This window comes from Sphingobacterium sp. NPDC055431, assembly GCF_053644255.1.
Genome location: NZ_JBSHLH010000026.1, coordinates 32,888 through 49,577 on the forward strand (window position 1 = coordinate 32,888; position 16,690 = coordinate 49,577).

At 39.0% G+C, this 16,690-nt stretch carries 15 protein-coding genes; 11 read left to right on the forward strand and 4 right to left on the reverse strand.

Annotation, left to right across the window (positions count from 1 at the left end):
* The first annotated feature begins 2 nt into the window (after positions 1-2).
* The 3 genes from ACWIB3_RS17225 (at position 3) to ACWIB3_RS17235 (ending at position 1,873) form a co-directional block, all read left to right on the forward strand.
* A complete protein-coding gene (locus ACWIB3_RS17225) occupies positions 3-500 on the forward strand; it encodes a TlpA family protein disulfide reductase (RefSeq protein ID WP_454292226.1) in 498 nt (165 codons plus the stop codon).
* A 495-nt stretch (positions 501-995) separates the two neighbouring features.
* Positions 996-1,424 (forward strand): helix-turn-helix transcriptional regulator, encoded by a 429-nt coding sequence (locus ACWIB3_RS17230; protein ID WP_454292227.1) that lies wholly within the window; start codon positions 996-998, stop codon positions 1,422-1,424.
* Between the two features lie 74 nt (positions 1,425-1,498).
* Entirely contained in the window at positions 1,499-1,873 is a 375-nt protein-coding gene (locus tag ACWIB3_RS17235; RefSeq protein WP_185218191.1) for a RidA family protein, read from the forward strand.
* 337 nt (positions 1,874-2,210) lie between these two features.
* Here the strand turns inward: ACWIB3_RS17235 and ACWIB3_RS17240 are convergent, their stop codons facing one another.
* Genes ACWIB3_RS17240 through ACWIB3_RS17255 form a run of 4 tightly spaced genes read right to left on the reverse strand, consistent with a single transcriptional unit; the run spans position 2,211 to position 6,332 of the window.
* A complete protein-coding gene (locus ACWIB3_RS17240; RefSeq protein WP_185210440.1) occupies positions 2,211-3,647 on the reverse strand; it encodes a serine hydrolase in 1,437 nt (478 codons plus the stop codon).
* Positions 3,648-3,667: 20 nt separating this feature from the next.
* Positions 3,668-4,411, reverse strand: coding sequence for a LytR/AlgR family response regulator transcription factor (locus tag ACWIB3_RS17245; protein WP_185210439.1), 744 nt, complete (start codon positions 4,409-4,411; stop codon positions 3,668-3,670).
* Positions 4,408-5,448, reverse strand: coding sequence for a sensor histidine kinase (locus ACWIB3_RS17250; RefSeq protein ID WP_185210438.1), 1,041 nt, complete (start codon positions 5,446-5,448; stop codon positions 4,408-4,410). The genes ACWIB3_RS17245 and ACWIB3_RS17250 overlap by 4 nt, the downstream gene beginning before the upstream one ends.
* Positions 5,449-5,456: 8 nt before the next feature.
* Entirely contained in the window at positions 5,457-6,332 is an 876-nt protein-coding gene (locus tag ACWIB3_RS17255; protein ID WP_185210437.1) for a LiaF transmembrane domain-containing protein, read from the reverse strand.
* A gap of 269 nt (positions 6,333-6,601) precedes the next feature.
* On the opposite strand from ACWIB3_RS17255, the gene ACWIB3_RS17260 reads away from it, so the two are divergent.
* The 8 genes from ACWIB3_RS17260 to ACWIB3_RS17295 all read left to right on the forward strand — a co-directional run bounded on the left by ACWIB3_RS17260 (position 6,602) and on the right by ACWIB3_RS17295 (position 16,278).
* Complete coding sequence (locus ACWIB3_RS17260; protein ID WP_093098970.1) at positions 6,602-6,940, forward strand: DUF3276 family protein; 339 nt, start codon at positions 6,602-6,604, stop codon at positions 6,938-6,940.
* Between the two features lie 259 nt (positions 6,941-7,199).
* The gene (locus ACWIB3_RS17265) at positions 7,200-9,320 is read left to right on the forward strand and encodes a DPP IV N-terminal domain-containing protein (RefSeq protein WP_454292228.1); all 2,121 of its coding nucleotides are present in this window, start codon (positions 7,200-7,202) and stop codon (positions 9,318-9,320) included.
* Between the two features lie 116 nt (positions 9,321-9,436).
* Entirely contained in the window at positions 9,437-10,225 is a 789-nt protein-coding gene (locus ACWIB3_RS17270) for a hypothetical protein (protein ID WP_185218188.1), read from the forward strand.
* Between the two features lie 13 nt (positions 10,226-10,238).
* On the forward strand, positions 10,239-11,399 hold the full coding sequence (locus ACWIB3_RS17275) for a 1-deoxy-D-xylulose-5-phosphate reductoisomerase (protein WP_454292229.1): 1,161 nt from the start codon (positions 10,239-10,241) through the stop codon (positions 11,397-11,399).
* A 38-nt stretch (positions 11,400-11,437) separates the two neighbouring features.
* On the forward strand, positions 11,438-12,748 hold the full coding sequence (gene rseP, locus ACWIB3_RS17280; RefSeq protein ID WP_185210433.1) for an RIP metalloprotease RseP: 1,311 nt from the start codon (positions 11,438-11,440) through the stop codon (positions 12,746-12,748).
* Positions 12,749-13,035: 287 nt separating this feature from the next.
* A complete protein-coding gene (gene carA, locus ACWIB3_RS17285) occupies positions 13,036-14,136 on the forward strand; it encodes a glutamine-hydrolyzing carbamoyl-phosphate synthase small subunit (RefSeq protein ID WP_254529861.1) in 1,101 nt (366 codons plus the stop codon).
* A 317-nt stretch (positions 14,137-14,453) separates the two neighbouring features.
* Entirely contained in the window at positions 14,454-15,752 is a 1,299-nt protein-coding gene (eno, locus tag ACWIB3_RS17290; RefSeq protein WP_185210431.1) for a phosphopyruvate hydratase, read from the forward strand.
* Between the two features lie 220 nt (positions 15,753-15,972).
* Entirely contained in the window at positions 15,973-16,278 is a 306-nt protein-coding gene (locus ACWIB3_RS17295) for an FtsB family cell division protein (RefSeq protein ID WP_185218184.1), read from the forward strand.
* Positions 16,279-16,690 lie beyond the last annotated feature (412 nt).

Here is a 16,690-nt window from a genome sequence, read left to right on the forward strand (position 1 = left end):
TTATGAAGAATATTATCTTAGTCCTATTGGCTGTTTTTGCAACCGTTGGCTTGTCGGTAGGGCAGGTTCCGGAGAGGATGCCTTCATTTTCCAAGTTTAGTGATATGAATACGGGGGCGAAGTTTACTTCTGACTCATTAAACCGTAAGCATACCCAGGTATTTATCCTGTTTGATCCTGGCTGTGGGCATTGCCAAGAGCTTGGTCAGGGCATTGCCGAGTCCTTGGGTACGATTCGGGATGATGTAGATTTCTACTTTATATCCATGCAGGAAAAACCATTGGTGGATGGGTATATCAATATGTTTGCAAAAGGTTTGCGAAATGACAAGCGTGTCAAATTCCTCTACGATCCTGAAGGCGAATTTATTTTAAGTTTTAATCCCAAAAATTTTCCTTCGACCTATATCTATGAGGCCGAATCTCTACAAATAATCAAACAATTTGACGGTGAAAACCGTGTAGAAACGCTACTTCCGTACCTTCAAAAACAGGACTAGAGCATTAAAAACCTTATATTTCCTATATTTTACTTTATATTTCTAAAATTTTCCTAATAAAATAAAGTGATATTACTTATTTAATTGTTTTCATATATTTACATATTGAAAGTTTTTAAGGAAAAAACTGTTCTTGATTGGTAGTAGATAGTAAATTCTAACAAAAAGGATCTTGGTTTTGGAGATAACATAGATGCAGGCAACGAATTGTGCGAATGTGAAGACCTAAAAGAAAGCTGAAATCAAATTTTAGAAACATTTTTGAACAAACAATTGATGATATTTGAATTTTACGGGGCGATAAATTGCTGGAAATGAATGGTATTTATTTCTTTGGGGGTAATTTAACTCAAGGTTCGTATAAGTGGAAAATATATTTTCAAGCCGCATTAAACATTTTCAAAATTCTTTAGTCTTTGCGAATATCAGCCAGTCGATAATAAAATATTGTAATGGCCAAGAAATTACAATTGGGGTTGAAGTATACATTTATTTATGATTAACATTTATAAGGAATTAGCTTATCGCGATAAGGAATCTTTTATGGCGGTAGAAACTTTGATTATGTCACTTGATTTAGGACCTCAGAAGCAATTGGTGCTGAGCCAATTTCCGAACTGGGTAAATATTGCCAAGGATTATATCAAAGAACATTGGAATAAACACATCACTCTGGAAGAGTTATCCAATCTGTGTGCGGTTCATAAAGTAACAATATCGAAATATTTCGAAAAATATGCAGGTAGTACTGTACTCCTGTACCAGCGGAAAATTAGGATTATTCGAGCAGTTGAATTGATGCATTTTAGCGGTTATTCGCTAACAGAGATAGCTTTTTTGTGTGGTTTCTCGGATCAAAGCCATTTTACGAGGTACTTTCGTCAAATGATTGGATTCTTGCCTAAGGAGTTACAGAAGAGCTGACGCTAATATCGTTCTATTTTAAATTTTAAGCATAGGTTTATTTTGTAACAAGCGAATAAAATCAATTGTTTAACATGAAAATATTACAGGGAAACCGACTGCCAAAACCAAATGGACATTATAGTACAGCCATAGTATCAAATCATTTTCTGTTTGTGTCGGGTCAGTTGCCCATATCGGCAGATGGAAAACATCACGAACAAGATGATTTCGAAAGTCAATTTACTGTTGTATTTCAGAACATTGAGAATATTCTATTAGCTTCTTCGAGCAGTATGTCGAAGATTGTCAAGGTTACAGCCTATGTCTGTGATGTGAAATATTGCCCCCAATTCAATGCTCTGTTTGCCGATTTTATTGGTAAACATAAGCCTGCCCGGACAGTTGTTCCGGTTGCTGAATTACGTCATGGATATATGCTCGAGGTAGACTTGATCGCAGAAGTTTAGTGTTGCACACATTTATTAAACCCGTATATTCCTTTTCATTCGAGTAATTGAGTTTAGTAGCGTCCCTGAAGGAAAACTAGTTTATTTTCTTTCTTAGGAGGTTCCGGATAAGGTTAAAGATGAAAAAGCGATTGGTTTTTTTCTTCATTTTATCTCCAATGTAAATTTTTATCCCAGGATGGATCTTGAAATTGGAATGTAAATTAATAAGAGAACTAAACAATGAAAAAGGGAGGTTTCCACTGGAAATCTCCCTTTATTTTTATTTTATCTAACGCCAGTTAATTTTGGCGATTGGCATGGTGAATCTAAGTTTTAAAGCTAATACTCAGCAAGGTTATTTCGTAGAAAGTACTTTTTCCAATAAAGCTGTGCCTACCTTTCCCAATTCATTGCTTGAGTTGGAAAGCATAATCACCACCGATTTTTCATCGGGTACAAAACCTACAAATGCATTTGAACCAGCTGTTGCTCCAGTATGGTGGTAGTAAATAACGCCATCCAACATGTTCATGTGCCAAGCCAGACCGATGTCACTATTAGGTGGTACGAAGAAGGTGAACTGTTTGGTCAGGTTCATGGCTTTTTGAACATCAGTTTCCGGGTAGGTCAATTGTGCAATGGTATATCGTAGAAGGTCGTTTACACTTGATTTCAGGGAGCCTGCTGCGGTTATAGCCTGGAAGTTCCAGAAAGGAACCTGTTGGCCTTCTCCATCAAATGGTGGAGCGATGTTTTTTTCCTTCGGGTTCAATTTATCCGTGCTGTTTGTCATTTCTAAGGGGGTCAAGATCATTTCCTTGACCATGGTCATATATGGCTTTTTCGAAATGGTCGATAAGAGCTCGCCCAATAAGCCATAGCCTAAATTGCTGTATTCGTAGACCGTTCCTGCCTCTTCTTTGGATTTGAAGCCTTTTAGGAATGCATACAGTGCTTTTTTATCGTATGCAGCATAGGGATCACTGCTGGAGAATTTTGGGACCTTATTCCAGTTGTCTGCAAGCCTAGGTAGGCCTGAGGTATGGTTTGCCAACATCTTGAACGTGATTTTTTGCACATCAGGATTTTGAGCTACGGAGTCTGGCAGAAATTTCGCAATGCTATCTTCCAGGGAAATAGTTCCTTTATTGACCATCTCTGCCAATAAGGTAGCCGTAAAAGTTTTGGTTACCGAACCGATTTCATATAAGGTATTGGCATCAGGAAGCGTGTTGTTTCCCGGAGTGGTTTCACCATAGAAAAATGTATTGATCTTGTTTTGATGAATGACAGCAACCGCAAGGGAATGCGCATTTCCATTTTTCGCATAATTGCGGGCTACCGAGTCGATGTATTGATCCAAAGGACTTTTAGCTTCTACATTGGAAAGGATTTCTTCCTTTTTTGGTGCCTCATCAGGGGAATAAGGTTTTATTAAAAAGGTATTGTACCTCATGTTGGAGTCAATGGCAAGTTGCATGGTCAGGGTTTCCTGTTGCAATTCCACTTTATAGGTTGCCAATCCTCTGCTAAACCCTGTTTTAGTCACATTCTCGATGCGTCCTAGGATAAAAAGATTATCCAGTAATTCAGCCATCTTTTCCTTGCTGATGTGTTGTTTAAAATCATCGCTTGCAAGATTGTAGATGGAGTCAACTTGCTGGGAATTGAAGAAAAATTCAATTCTATTGAATACGGCTCTGTTGTTATTCTCGTCAACCGTCTGGGCATTCACAGTGCCCAAACAAGATAAAACTAGGATAATGAGGAGGTTGATCGCTTTAATTCTCATGCCCAAAAATACAAAACAAATTATAAACCTATAACTTGCTTTAATCTTGCATAGCCAGACTTGCTGATATTGACCTTTTCACCAGTTAGGAGGGTGGCAATATAGCTGTCCTTTTCCATGGGTTCTATCTTTTGGAGTTGATCGACTTTTACGATAAAGGAACGGTGAACCCTGACATATTGTTTAGCATCCAGTTGTTTCTCAAAGGAGCTCATGGTCTTGTTCTTTAAGAACATGCCGTCAGGGGTATGGATTTTCACATAATCATCATAGGCTTCCAGGAAATTGATCTGTTGGACTGGGATAATCTTGATTTGGTTACCCGTTTTAACCACGATTCGTTCCAAGGAAGTATCCTCTTCCATGGATTCTTGGAGCTTGGCAGAGTCTATTTTTGGGGCTTGATGGCTATTGAAAGAGGCCTTGAATTTGTCAATAGCCTTTTGAAAGCGATCAGGTCGAATTGGTTTCAACAGATAGTCCACGGCGTTTTTTTCAAAGGCCTTGAGTGCATATTCATCAAAAGCAGTCGTAAAAATGACATGGGGCTGGTTGTCCAATAGTTCCAGCATTTCGAATCCGGTCAATTTAGGCATTTGAATGTCCAGGAACACCAAATCAGGTTGGAATTGCTGTATAGCCTTTACACCTTCAAATCCATCATTGCATTCGGCCAATACTTCAAAATCTGGGTGTTCTTTTAAATATTCCAGGACCATGCTTCTTGCCAATGGTTCGTCGTCTATAAGGATTGTCTTTATCATAGTTGAGGGATTCTTAGGGTGGATATAAATGTATTTCCATCGACAGCTGTTTCCAATAGGTCAGTCCTGCCAAAAAGGAGGTACAGTCTTCGCTGAATGCTGGTCAAGCCAAAGCCAGTTCCTTTTTTCTGTTCAGGTTGATCCTGTTCGAAGGGATTGCTGATTTGGATGGTCAACATATTGTTTTCTAAATGGATACTGGTTCTAATGGTTACTTGGTCTGTCACATTGTAAAGGCCGAATTTAATGGCGTTTTCTACCAATGGCTGCAGGATCATTACAGGGATCTTGCCATTGAGAACGCTTTCATCATAATCAAATTCGGTACTCAGTCGATGTCCGAACCTTACTTTTTCAATATCCAAATATAAGCTTAAATGATTTATTTCTTCTTCTACGGTGGTAAACTGTTTTTCATCCTTTCTCATGGTACCACGAAGGAAGTCTGAAAGTTGGAAGACCATGTTCCGGGCTTCCGTAGGTTTGCTGCCGATTAAGGCAATAATGGAATTTAAGCTATTGAATAGAAAGTGGGGTTGCAGTTGCTGTCTTAAATTGTAGAGCTCGGCATCGCGAACCATGCGCTCACTTTCGTCTTTTCGTCTTTTGTTGAATACGAGTTCTTCCTGGATATTCCAGAAGATATTGATGGTCATGACGCAAGTGATGATCAAGAAGTTGATCACAAAGCGAAACGGAAGGCTAAAATCTAAATAGACCAGGTTTTCATCGGGGGAAAGCTGAATAATCAAAATGCGGATGATGAGAACACTGATGGCTGAGAAGATTGCGGCCATGGAAAAAAGCTTCCAATAGTTCTTGTTGTTCGGAAGATAGAACTGGAGGGTACTATAGATCAGATAGGAGATTCCGGTCATGGTCAAGGCGCCAATGACTGCATCGTAAGCAGCAGTGACCTTGGCAATGTTTGACCAAAGCAAAAGTCCATAAACAATAAGGAAATATAAAACACAAATAATCCACGAGGAGGCATGGATTACATAGCGTTTGGATTGTTCACTAATGGGTTTTTGCATGCCTTAAACTAACTGTTCTTAATGGTTAATCCTCCGAATAGGGATGTACCAGTGATATAGATCTTTTTGTTCTCATCCGTAACGACTTCGATCATGGGTCTTCTGTCGTCTACCTCTCCAAAAATAGAAGATACGTTAGAATAGACTTTCCAATTGGTAGGGACGATGATTTTGGTGCTTCCAAACAATTGGAAGGTATCTATCACAACAGGTTGTTTCAGATCTGCCTGTAGAAAGTTCAACTGAGTGCTTCCAAATACCGATGTGATATTGCCACCCAAGAAATTTTTGCTCAGGATGACCTTTTTGGTGTCACTGAAGAAGTTATCTACTTTCAGGTAGTTTTCGAAATCGGGCAGGAATTTTCTTCCGTATGGCCTATGCTCAGTACCGGTGGCCTGAGCATAGGAGTCGTTAGGGTTTTGGGTACCAGGGTTAGTTGGTCCTTCTGTATTCCCTTGATAGTCTTGGTTAACGCGTTTGTCCCAGTCGTACTCATCGTTGCGTGGAGGAGTCGTTGGAGGCAATTGCGGGGTGCTTTTGTTACGATTGATCAAGTAGAAGCCCAGTGCAATAGCAGCAGCAGGGATCAAGAACCTACCTAAGTGGATATCCAATTCGTTCTTTAGTAAGAATACTGAACCGATAATGATCAGGACGATAGAGGATTTCTTTTCAAATTTTGAATTGACCCCGATTACCAGACCGATGACGATCAAGATGGTTTCCCATCCGAACATCCAATTCGGGATGATATTGCCCATGTTCAGGTTTTTGAATAGGATGGCTACTCCTAAAAAAACAATGATAAATCCGACTAAGTTAGAAGATTTGTTGTTTTTAGGTGGCTTTTCGTAATCTGTTTTCGTTGTTTGATTATTCATGATATTGTTTCCTTTTGAATTAGTTTACTCAAAAGTATAGCGAATATAAGCATAGCCACAGAGCAAATAGGTCTCTTGGGCATTTTTTTCGGTGAATAACTGTATTTAATCGGTAAAAATCCGAATTCAATTTGCGATCTCTTCAAATCTGGTGCAAATTTTTAATTATTATAATAATAATTTTTAAATAAAATTTGGATGATTGAAATTAAATATTATATATTTATGACTGAAAATAGAGGGTTAAACTTAAATTTTATATTAATCTAATGGGAGATTTTGACAATAAAGAGCGTGAAGAGGTATTTTCAAAAAAGGTGAGAGCGGGCAAACGTACTTATTTTTTTGATGTGAAAGCCACTCGCTCGAACGACTATTATGTGACAATTACAGAAAGTAAAAAGCGTTTCGAAGACGGACAGTTTATTAAACACAAGATCTTCCTTTATAAAGAAGACTTTGAAAAGTTTGCAGAAGGCCTTCAGGATGTAGTTGAATACATTAAAGCTAACCAAGAAGTTGTTGAAAAAAGATATGAGCCAAATCAAGACGAAAATGGTTTTGAGAACAATGGCGAACTAGTACAAAAAGACAATTACTCTTTTTAATTTAGTTTTGAATACATAATTAATGGGCCACTAAAATTTAGTGGCTCTTTTTTATTGGCAGCTGCATCGGCTTTGCAATTCCATTATTGATGGACAGCATGATGCTCTACATGACAATCCCCCAATAATATCCGTTTGACCCCATTGTATTTTATGCTATCGATTTCGTTAAATATGTTACAGGTATTATTTAACTAGATCGGTTAGAATTTCCTATTTTCGAAGATTTATTGAAACAAATTACTAATTACGAAATCATATGAACAAGTTGTTTTCAGCGGCTTGTCTTACGCTGTTTATCTTGTCGACAGCAGGGGCAGAGGCACAAACGAAAAAATTATCCTATGAACAGGCTTGGAACCAAGCACCTTCATTAACCAAGACGATCAGTCGTTTTGAAGGTTGGGCCGATGCCAATCATTATATAGAAAGGGCAAACAATCAGCTCTTCAAAGTCAATGTAAAGACTGGAAAAAAAGAAAGTTACAGCTATCCTGTGAACAGCTCGACGCAGGTTTTTGTAAAGGACAAGGATGTTTTTATCCAATATCCGGAAGGAGAGGCCAAAAAATTGACGAATTCCCCGGATATGGAAGAGCAAAATCCAACCCTGTCGCCTGACGGTAAATATGTAGCTTTTACAAGGAAAAGCGATTTGTATGGTTTGGAAATAGCATCTGGTAAAGAGGTTCGCTATACCACAGATGGGACGGACGTAATCTACAACGGTTGGTCTTCTTGGGTCTATTATGAGGAAATCTTAGGTCGCCCAACCAATTATAGGGCTTTCTGGTGGTCTCCTGATAGTAAGGAAATTGCTTTTATGCGCTTTGATGACAGCAAGGTTCCTATGTTCCCGATCTATGTTTCGAAAGGTCAGCACGGCTATCTCGAAGAAACTCGATATCCAAAAGCAGGCGACCCTAACCCTGAGGTAAAAGTAGGGTTTGTGAAAGTAGAGGGTTCTCCAATCGTTTGGGCAGATTTCAACGAGAAAGATGATCAATACTTTGGACAGCCTTACTGGAGCTTTGACAGTCAATCGATCATGGTGCAATGGATGAACAGGGAGCAAAATACCTTGAAGTTCTATGCGGTGAACCCTGATAACGGACAAAAAACGGAAATCTATAATGAGGAACAGCCAACGTGGATCAATTTGGACCATGATGAGCGAATCACTTATTTGGCAGATAACAAACACTATATCCTGAAATCGGATAAAACGGGATGGGCACATTACTACCTATATACCTTGGATGGTAAATTGCTGAACCCTATTACACAGGGGGATTGGCAGGTGACTTCCATTGAGCGTATCGATGAGAAAGGTAAAGTCCTTTATTTTTCTGCGAGAAAAGAGAATTCAGCGACCAAGGATCTATATAGAATCGGCTTTGATGGCAAAAATATGCAGCGTTTGACCTTTGGTGACTATACGCACAATGTATTGGTGTCGCCAGATGGAAAATATTTCATCACGAATTATTCCAATATCCACACGCCAAATAAGGTTGCCCTTTTGGATAACAAAGGAAAGGTTTTGAAAGAATTGGCGGATAGCAAAGCTGATGATTATGCAAACTATAAAGTGGCAAAACGCGAGTACATGACTATCCCCTCGGAAGATGGGAAGTTTAATCTTCCATTGATCATCACTTATCCTACGGATTTTGACGAAACGAAACAGTATCCTGTGATCATGAGTATCTATGGAGGCCCTGATGCGGGTACCGTGAGAAATACCTGGAAAGGTGTGAATGGTGAATATTGGTCTCAAGAAGGGATCATTCAAATTGAAGCGGACCATAGGGCTTCTGGCCATTTTGGAAAGCAGGGTGTGGCATGGATGCACAGAAACCTAGGAAACTGGGAGCTGGTAGATTATATCACCGTTGCCAAATGGTTGAAAGCTAAGCCTTTTGTAGCTAAAGATAAATTGTTGATCACCGGACATAGTTATGGTGGTTACATGACCTGTCTGGCGTTGACCAAAGGTGCCGATTACTTTGACTACGGAATTGCGGGTGCACCGGTGACGAGTTGGGAATTATATGATACCCATTATACCGAGCGTTGGATGGATACCCCTCAATCTAACCCTGAAGGATATAAAAATGGTTCTATTTTGCCTTATGTAAATCAATACAAAGGTAGGTTGCGTATCATGCATGGCGATATGGATGATAACGTGCATATGCAAAATACCATTCAGTTGGTGGATGCATTGACCGATAGGGCGGTTCCATTTGAACTGATGATCTATCCTGGAAGCAGACATGGATTCAATCGTTCGAAAAGCGCTTATGATTTCAAGGAAAGAACAAGGTTTTATTACCAATACCTATTGGACAAACCTGTTCCAGAAAATTTAAGGTAAGAATTGTCGATAAAAGGCTAAGAATATAAAATCTTAGCCTTTTTTTATAACATATAGCGCTTCAAAAAAATTGATTCCACCGAAAAAATTATCATATTTGCAATATTATTTATGCCATGCTAGATTTTCTAAAAGACATTACATTTAAAGCTAACGACGTTGTTTTAAGAGCAATAGATATCCTCATGAGGAATTATATTTCTATCGCTGGGCTATGTTTTTTAATTTTTGTAACCTCTAACCTTTCATCTTTTCTAGCGATGTATTTGGATTCTTCGAATCTGATCGTGAAAGTGCTTTTGTTGCTGCTGTTTGTGGCTATCTATTTTGGTCTGCAATTGGTGCTTTTAAAGAAGGCTATTTTCTTGGCTAAAGATGAGAAAAGCCATGGCTTGATGGACTACCTGCCGACCATGTCTCAATTTTGCTATTACATCTTGGGATTATTGCTGTACAGTTTGATCGCATTTGTGGTTTACATCGTTATGTATGTGGCATTATTCCCTCTATTGTATTTAGGTGTGAACATGAATACGGTTCAGACCGAGATTCACCCATTCTTGACAGGTGTAATCATGTTGTTCGTATTGATCAGGACCACTTTCTTTCCATTCTTCATCGTGGAGAATGGCTTCAATACCTTTAAGTCATATCGGTTCAGTCTGGCGATGACGAAGGGGAATGTTTTGAGGCTATTGGCCATTATCTTTATTATTGCATTCACTCATCTACTACAATTAGGTACTGAATACATGGGGTATTCCCTGGTTTCAAAGATCTTGAGTCTTATCAATTCCTTTGTGATTATTCCTGTGGTCAGCGTTGTTATGTCAATTGTGTATATTGACATGATTAAAGCCTATAAGGGCAGTTCTGATCCTTCCCTTATGGATAACATTATATAAAATCATTTAAGTTTTGAGTAAAAGGAAATTAGCCATATTAGGTTCTACGGGCAGTATTGGGACACAGACCTTAGAAGTAGTAGAACAATATCCTGATCATTTTTCGATTACTGTACTATCTGCCGGAAGAAACGCCGATTTATTGATTCAACAGGTTCTTAAGTTCAGGCCAGCTGCAGTGGTCGTTTGTGAAAAGACGGCTTTTGAGAAGGTAAGCGATACTTTGCAGGGCAAGGGCATCGAAGTCCTGTTCGGTGAAGATGCACTGGTGGAGACCGTGCAGCGGGATGATATAGATATCGTCCTGACAGCGGTAGTTGGTGCGGTTGGGCTAAGGCCTACCGTTGCGGCTATTGAATCGGGTAAGGATATCGCTCTGGCCAATAAAGAGACTTTGGTGGTTGCTGGGGAACTGATTACAGGCTTGGTTGAAAAACATCAGGTTAAACTGTTGCCGGTTGACTCAGAACATTCGGCTATATTTCAATGCCTGGCCGGTGAGGAAGCTAACCCTATAGAGAAGATTATCCTTACAGCCTCGGGAGGTCCCTTCCGTGGGAAATCAATCGAAGATTTAAAGTCGGTGACGAAAGCGCAAGCTTTGAAGCATCCGAACTGGACAATGGGAGCTAAAATAACCATTGACTCGGCTTCTCTGATGAATAAAGGATTGGAAGTGATTGAGGCCAAATGGCTGTTTGGTTTAGAGTATGACCAGATCGATGTCATTATCCATCCGCAATCCATTATCCATTCGCTGGTGCAATTTGAAGATGGTTCCCTGAAAGCTCAGTTGGGCTTGCCGGACATGAAGCTCCCTATTCAATATGCCTTGACCTATCCGCAGCGATTTGAAAATAACTTTAAGCGCTTTAGCTTCTTGGACTACCCAAATTTGACTTTTGAACAGCCCGATATGGAGGTTTTCAGAAACCTGAAGTTGGCATTTCAGGCCCTTGAAGCTGGTGGTAATGCAGCCTGTGTGCTGAATGGTGCCAATGAAGTTGTCGTAGATGCTTTTTTGAATGACCAGGTTGGTTTTTTACAGATGAGTGAAATCATTGAAGAGACATTGTGTCAGGTGAAATCACAAAAAACGTTAAGTTTAGAGGATTATTTACAGTTCGATTTGGAAAGCCGGACTGTGGCACGAAGTTTAATAGAACGTATTTAAATAATTAAATAGTAAATAAAATAATAAAAATATAATCAATGGGAATTGTAATCATGATTGGGCAAGTACTTTTAGGCTTGTCATTATTAATCATCTTGCATGAGCTTGGGCACTTTCTAGCTGCTCGGGCATTCGGAATCAAGGTGGAGAAGTTTTATCTTTTCTTTGATGCCTGGGGTGTGAAATTGTTCAAATTCAATTATAAAGGCTGTGAGTATGGTGTGGGCTGGTTGCCATTGGGTGGTTATGTGAAGATTGCAGGTATGATCGATGAATCGATGGATACCGAACAGATGAAAGGCGAGCCACAGCCATGGGAATTCCGTTCTAAACCGGCTTGGCAACGTTTGATCGTCATGCTGGGCGGTATCATTGTCAATATTATCGTGGGTATCGTGGTTTTCTGGATGTTGACCTTTAAATATGGAACTACCGACTTTAACAACACGCAGCTTTACGGTGTAAAACCGGGCATTATCGGTGAAAAGGTTGGCTTGAAAGAAGGGGATAAGATCCTTGCCGTAAATGGTAAAAAAGCGAATCTATTCTATCAAGATCTGTTGACTTCGGACGTGTTGATGGGTGATGCGGTGTTGACGGTTGATCGTGCAGGTCAGCAAATGGAGATAAAATTGCCCAGCGATATCCTGAATGATGTCTCTGAACATAAGAAGAACGAGTTGGTTCAGCCTATGTTCAAGATGCTTCCCGTAACGATGGTCGAGAAGAATAGCAGGGCGGAGAAGATGGGATTGCAAGTAGGGGATAGCATTGTTTCGATCAATGGGGTTCAAGTGCAGCAATTGGATCAATTCAAATCTGAATTGGCAGCGAATAAGAATAAGGAAGTAAATTTGGATATTGTTCGTAAAGGAAGTCCAATGGCTTTAACAGCAGCTGCAGATAGTTCTGCTACCCTAGGTTTCCTAAACCTTCCGGTAGTTCAGCATAAATATGGCTTTATGGAGTCCTTGCCGCTGGGTGCAAGCAAAGCTTTCTCGGTGATTACGGATAACATCAAAGGCTTCGGAAAGATTTTCAAAGGTGAGGTGCGTGCTGACAAAGCGCTTTCAGGCCCGGTAGGGATTGCAACCATGTTCGGTACTGAGGTGGATTGGTTAAGGTTCTGGAGTCTGGTAGGTATGCTTTCCATGGCCTTGGCCTTTATGAATATCTTGCCAATCCCAGCATTGGATGGTGGACACGTGATCTTCTTGTTGATTGAGATGATTCAAGGGAAGCCATTGAGTGATAAGTTCTTGGAGAAAGCCCAGATCGTTGGGTTCTTCATCATTATCGCACTGATGATATTCGTTTTTGGAAACGATATTTTCAAATTGACGAAGTAATCTATTCAAAGATATAGGAAGCCCTGCGGTGTATAACCACAGGGCTTTTTTAATGGAAATAAGGTAGAGAATAAATTAAAAAACTATTGTTTGCGAATTAAAATAATTTGTACCTTTGTCTCCCGATAAAAATGAAAGAGACCTTCTACCCAATAGCATTTCAAAAAGTAGTTTCTACTTCTCGTCAATATATTAATTGATCTGTTAGCCCGTTTGGGCTTTTTTTATGTTTAGGAGTTAAGGAAATCTATCAGTAAATTAGTGATACGTTTTAACTAGAAATAAGAATGACCAACTACAGCAAATTGCCAGCAATTTTAGTCCTAGAGGATGGAACAGTTTTTCATGGTAAGGCCGCAGGAAAGATCGGTACTACTACAGGTGAGATTTGTTTCAACACTGGTACGACTGGCTACCAAGAGATCTTTACTGATCCTTCCTATTATGCACAGATTATGGTTACGACCAATGCGCATATCGGAAACTATGGTATCGATGATGAGGATGAAGAGTCTAAAGAGATTCAGATTGCAGGTTTAGTTTGTAAGAACTATAACATCAACTACAGCCGTAAAATGGCTGACCAATCTATCCAGAATTATTTCGAGGAAGAGAATTTGGTGGGTATCTCTGATATCGATACGCGTTCTTTGGTTCGTCATATCCGTAGTAAAGGTGCGATGAATGCGATCATCTCTTCTGAGAACCTAGATGTAGACTCCTTGAAAGCAGAATTGGCTAAGGTGCCTTCTATGGACGGTTTAGAACTTTCTTCCCGTGTTTCTACTAAGGAACCATATTACTATGGTGAAGAAGGTGCTCCTACTCGTATCGCTGTATTGGATTTAGGGATCAAAAAGAACATCTTAAGGAACTTTGATTCTCGTCAGGTGTATGCAAAGGTTTTCCCTGCAAAGACTACATTTGCAGAAATGCAAGAGTGGAACCCTGATGGATACTTCATTTCAAATGGTCCTGGTGACCCTGCTGCAATGGATTACGCGATCCAAACCGTTAAAGATATCTTAGCTGCTGATAAACCAATGTTCGGGATTTGTCTTGGTCACCAAATCTTGGCACTTGCAAATGATATCAGGACGCAAAAAATGCACAATGGACATAGAGGTATCAACCACCCTGTAAAGAATATTATCGCTAATAAATGTGAGATTACTTCTCAAAACCATGGTTTTGGTGTTGTAGCGGAAGATATTGAAAACTCTGATAAAGTAGAGATCACGCACGTGAACCTAAATGATAATTCGATCGAAGGTATCCGTGTAAAAGGTAAGAATGCATTCTCGGTACAATATCACCCTGAATCTTCTCCAGGTCCTCACGATTCAAGATATCTGTTCGATGATTTTATCGCTATGGTAAAAGGATAATTTCAGATAAAATATAAATCAGGTCGCATCTTTAAGTTGCGACCTTTTTTGTGCTTTTAAATTCGATGGATAAGGATAGGAGGCTGGACTGGTTAGTTTTGTCTATTTCAAAAGATGCTGCGTCCTGGATTTTTGGTTGAGTTTTACGATTTTCATAATATTCAATTTAGCAATGATTTAATTTTTCCAAGCATTAGGCCGAATCACTTAGATTTTTCATATTTTTGATAAAGTAAGAATTATTGTTATATTAGTGTCTTAGATACACTAAGTAAGGTAGCTAACGAAGTAAGATATTTAAATAAACCACACATAAAATGAGCTTGATAATTGACGTACATGCGCGCCAGATTTTAGATTCGCGCGGAAATCCTACGATAGAAGTTGATGTAACAACGCAAAACGGTTTTGTTGGCCGTGCAGCAGTTCCTTCAGGAGCTTCTACAGGTGCACACGAAGCGGTAGAATTACGCGACGGTGATAAAAAGAAATACTTAGGAAAAGGTGTTTTGAAAGCTGTTGAAAACGTAAATACAAAGATTGCAAAAGCTTTAGAAGGTGTTGACGTATTTGAACAAAATGCAATCGATAAATTGATGATCGATTTAGATGGTTCTGAAAACAAAGGTAAATTAGGTGCTAACGCTATCTTAGGTGTTTCTTTAGCGGTTGCTAAAGCTGCAGCTCAAGAAAGCCGTCAGCCTCTATATCGTTATATCGGTGGAGTAAATGCCAATACTCTTCCTCTTCCAATGATGAACATTGTAAACGGTGGTGCTCACTCTGATGCGCCTATCGCTTTCCAAGAGTTCATGATCATGCCAGTAGGCGCTGAGTCTTTCTCGGAAGCTCTACGTTGGGGTGCTGAGGTTTTCCATAGCCTTAAGAAAATTCTTCACGACCGTAACTTATCTACTGCTGTAGGTGATGAAGGTGGGTTTGCTCCAACTTTTGAAGGTACTGAAGATGCTATCGAAACTATTTTGGAAGCAATTAAAAAAGCTGGCTACAAACCAGGAAAAGAAATCTGTCTTGCGCTTGACTGTGCTTCTACTGAGTTCTTCGTAAAAGGTAAATATGATTACGCTAAGTTCGAAGGTAAAGGTGGAGCGGTTCGCAGTATCGAAGAGCAGGTAGATTACCTAGCTGAATTGACTGCAAAATACCCTATTATCTCTATTGAGGACGGTATGGCAGAAGATGATTGGAAAGGCTGGAAATTATTGACAGAGAAAATCGGTGACCATGTACAATTAGTTGGTGACGATTTGTTTGTTACAAATACAAAACGTCTTCAAGAGGGTATCGATAAAGGAATTGGTAACTCCATCTTGGTTAAAGTTAACCAGATCGGTTCTTTGACAGAGACTATCAACGCTGTTCATTTGGCTCAAACCAATGGATATACTTCAGTAATGTCTCACCGTTCAGGTGAAACCGAAGATACTACCATTGCTGACCTTGCGGTAGCTCTAAACTGTGGTCAGATCAAAACTGGATCAATCTCTCGTTCAGACCGGATCGCTAAATACAATCAATTGTTGCGTATCGAAGAAGAATTGGGCGAGAACGCAAAATTCATCGGAAAAGATTTTAAATACGCTCCGAAAAAATAATTGACTTTCTAGTCAGGGAAAAGGGGACCTTTGGGTTCCCTTTTTTTATGGCTTCTGTTTTAACAGATCAGTTTATGGCTTCTAAGGGTCCTTAGGTTGTTAAAATATTTATTTTTCCACAATGGTTAATTTAATTATTCCAATATGCTGTTTCTATACTTGTATAGTTCATCTTAAAATAGTTATCTTTAACCGAATTTTAATTGCTTTGGTCTAGCCTATGGAACGTTTCATTAATACTATCCGTAATCAATATCTTATCGCAGGAGTTGCATTCTTAGTCTGGATGTGTTTTTTCGATCGTTACGATATTACTACCCAGTACAATTTTCAAACTGAGAAAACCAAATTGGAGCAGGAGAAAGAGTATTACACGAATGAAATTGAAAGCATATCTCAATCCATCAAAGATGTGCAATATAACCAAAGTGAGATTCAACGTATCGCCCGCGAAAAATACAAAATGAAGAAAGACCAAGAAGATGTCTATATCATTACCGAAATAGACGCACCGGAGTCAAAATAGTTACAATCCCCTTTCCTGTTTTCCATTTCTCTCCTTGATATTGCTCTGCAATTATCACGGTTTTGTCATTTAACTTGACCGTCAGTTCAATCCTATTTTTCTGATTATTCTTCTGTGTTTTCAATTGAAAACATGTGTTTATAGTCTCTAAAGGCTGTTTTTTCAATTATTAAGGCTAAATGAAATCAAATAAATCATACTGCAACTAAATAGTATATGAATTGAAATAATTATTCTTATAATGATTATTTCAGATTCTATTTGGAATTGCCATGATAGTTATATTTTGCCCTAATAATTGTAAATAATTATAAAAAATAGCTAAATATGTTTTGAATATCATGGAATAATGAAAGTAATTTGAAAATATTAAAATATTATGTTTCGTTTATTTTATAAATAAGTTATGTTA

Coding starts and splice junctions, on each gene's coding strand:
- eno (WP_185210431.1), top strand. CDS start 14,454: ATGAGCTTGATAATTGACGTACATGCGCGCCAGATTTTAGATTCGCGC.
- ACWIB3_RS17255 (WP_185210437.1), bottom strand. CDS start 6,332: ATGAATAATCAAACAACGAAAACAGATTACGAAAAGCCACCTAAAAAC.
- ACWIB3_RS17245 (WP_185210439.1), bottom strand. CDS start 4,411: ATGATAAAGACAATCCTTATAGACGACGAACCATTGGCAAGAAGCATG.
- carA (WP_254529861.1), top strand. CDS start 13,036: ATGACCAACTACAGCAAATTGCCAGCAATTTTAGTCCTAGAGGATGGA.
- ACWIB3_RS17230 (WP_454292227.1), top strand. CDS start 996: ATGATTAACATTTATAAGGAATTAGCTTATCGCGATAAGGAATCTTTT.
- ACWIB3_RS17240 (WP_185210440.1), bottom strand. CDS start 3,647: ATGAGAATTAAAGCGATCAACCTCCTCATTATCCTAGTTTTATCTTGT.
- ACWIB3_RS17270 (WP_185218188.1), top strand. CDS start 9,437: ATGCTAGATTTTCTAAAAGACATTACATTTAAAGCTAACGACGTTGTT.
- ACWIB3_RS17235 (WP_185218191.1), top strand. CDS start 1,499: ATGAAAATATTACAGGGAAACCGACTGCCAAAACCAAATGGACATTAT.
- rseP (WP_185210433.1), top strand. CDS start 11,438: ATGGGAATTGTAATCATGATTGGGCAAGTACTTTTAGGCTTGTCATTA.
- ACWIB3_RS17225 (WP_454292226.1), top strand. CDS start 3: ATGAAGAATATTATCTTAGTCCTATTGGCTGTTTTTGCAACCGTTGGC.
- ACWIB3_RS17265 (WP_454292228.1), top strand. CDS start 7,200: ATGAACAAGTTGTTTTCAGCGGCTTGTCTTACGCTGTTTATCTTGTCG.
- ACWIB3_RS17250 (WP_185210438.1), bottom strand. CDS start 5,448: ATGCAAAAACCCATTAGTGAACAATCCAAACGCTATGTAATCCATGCC.
- ACWIB3_RS17295 (WP_185218184.1), top strand. CDS start 15,973: ATGGAACGTTTCATTAATACTATCCGTAATCAATATCTTATCGCAGGA.
- ACWIB3_RS17260 (WP_093098970.1), top strand. CDS start 6,602: ATGGGAGATTTTGACAATAAAGAGCGTGAAGAGGTATTTTCAAAAAAG.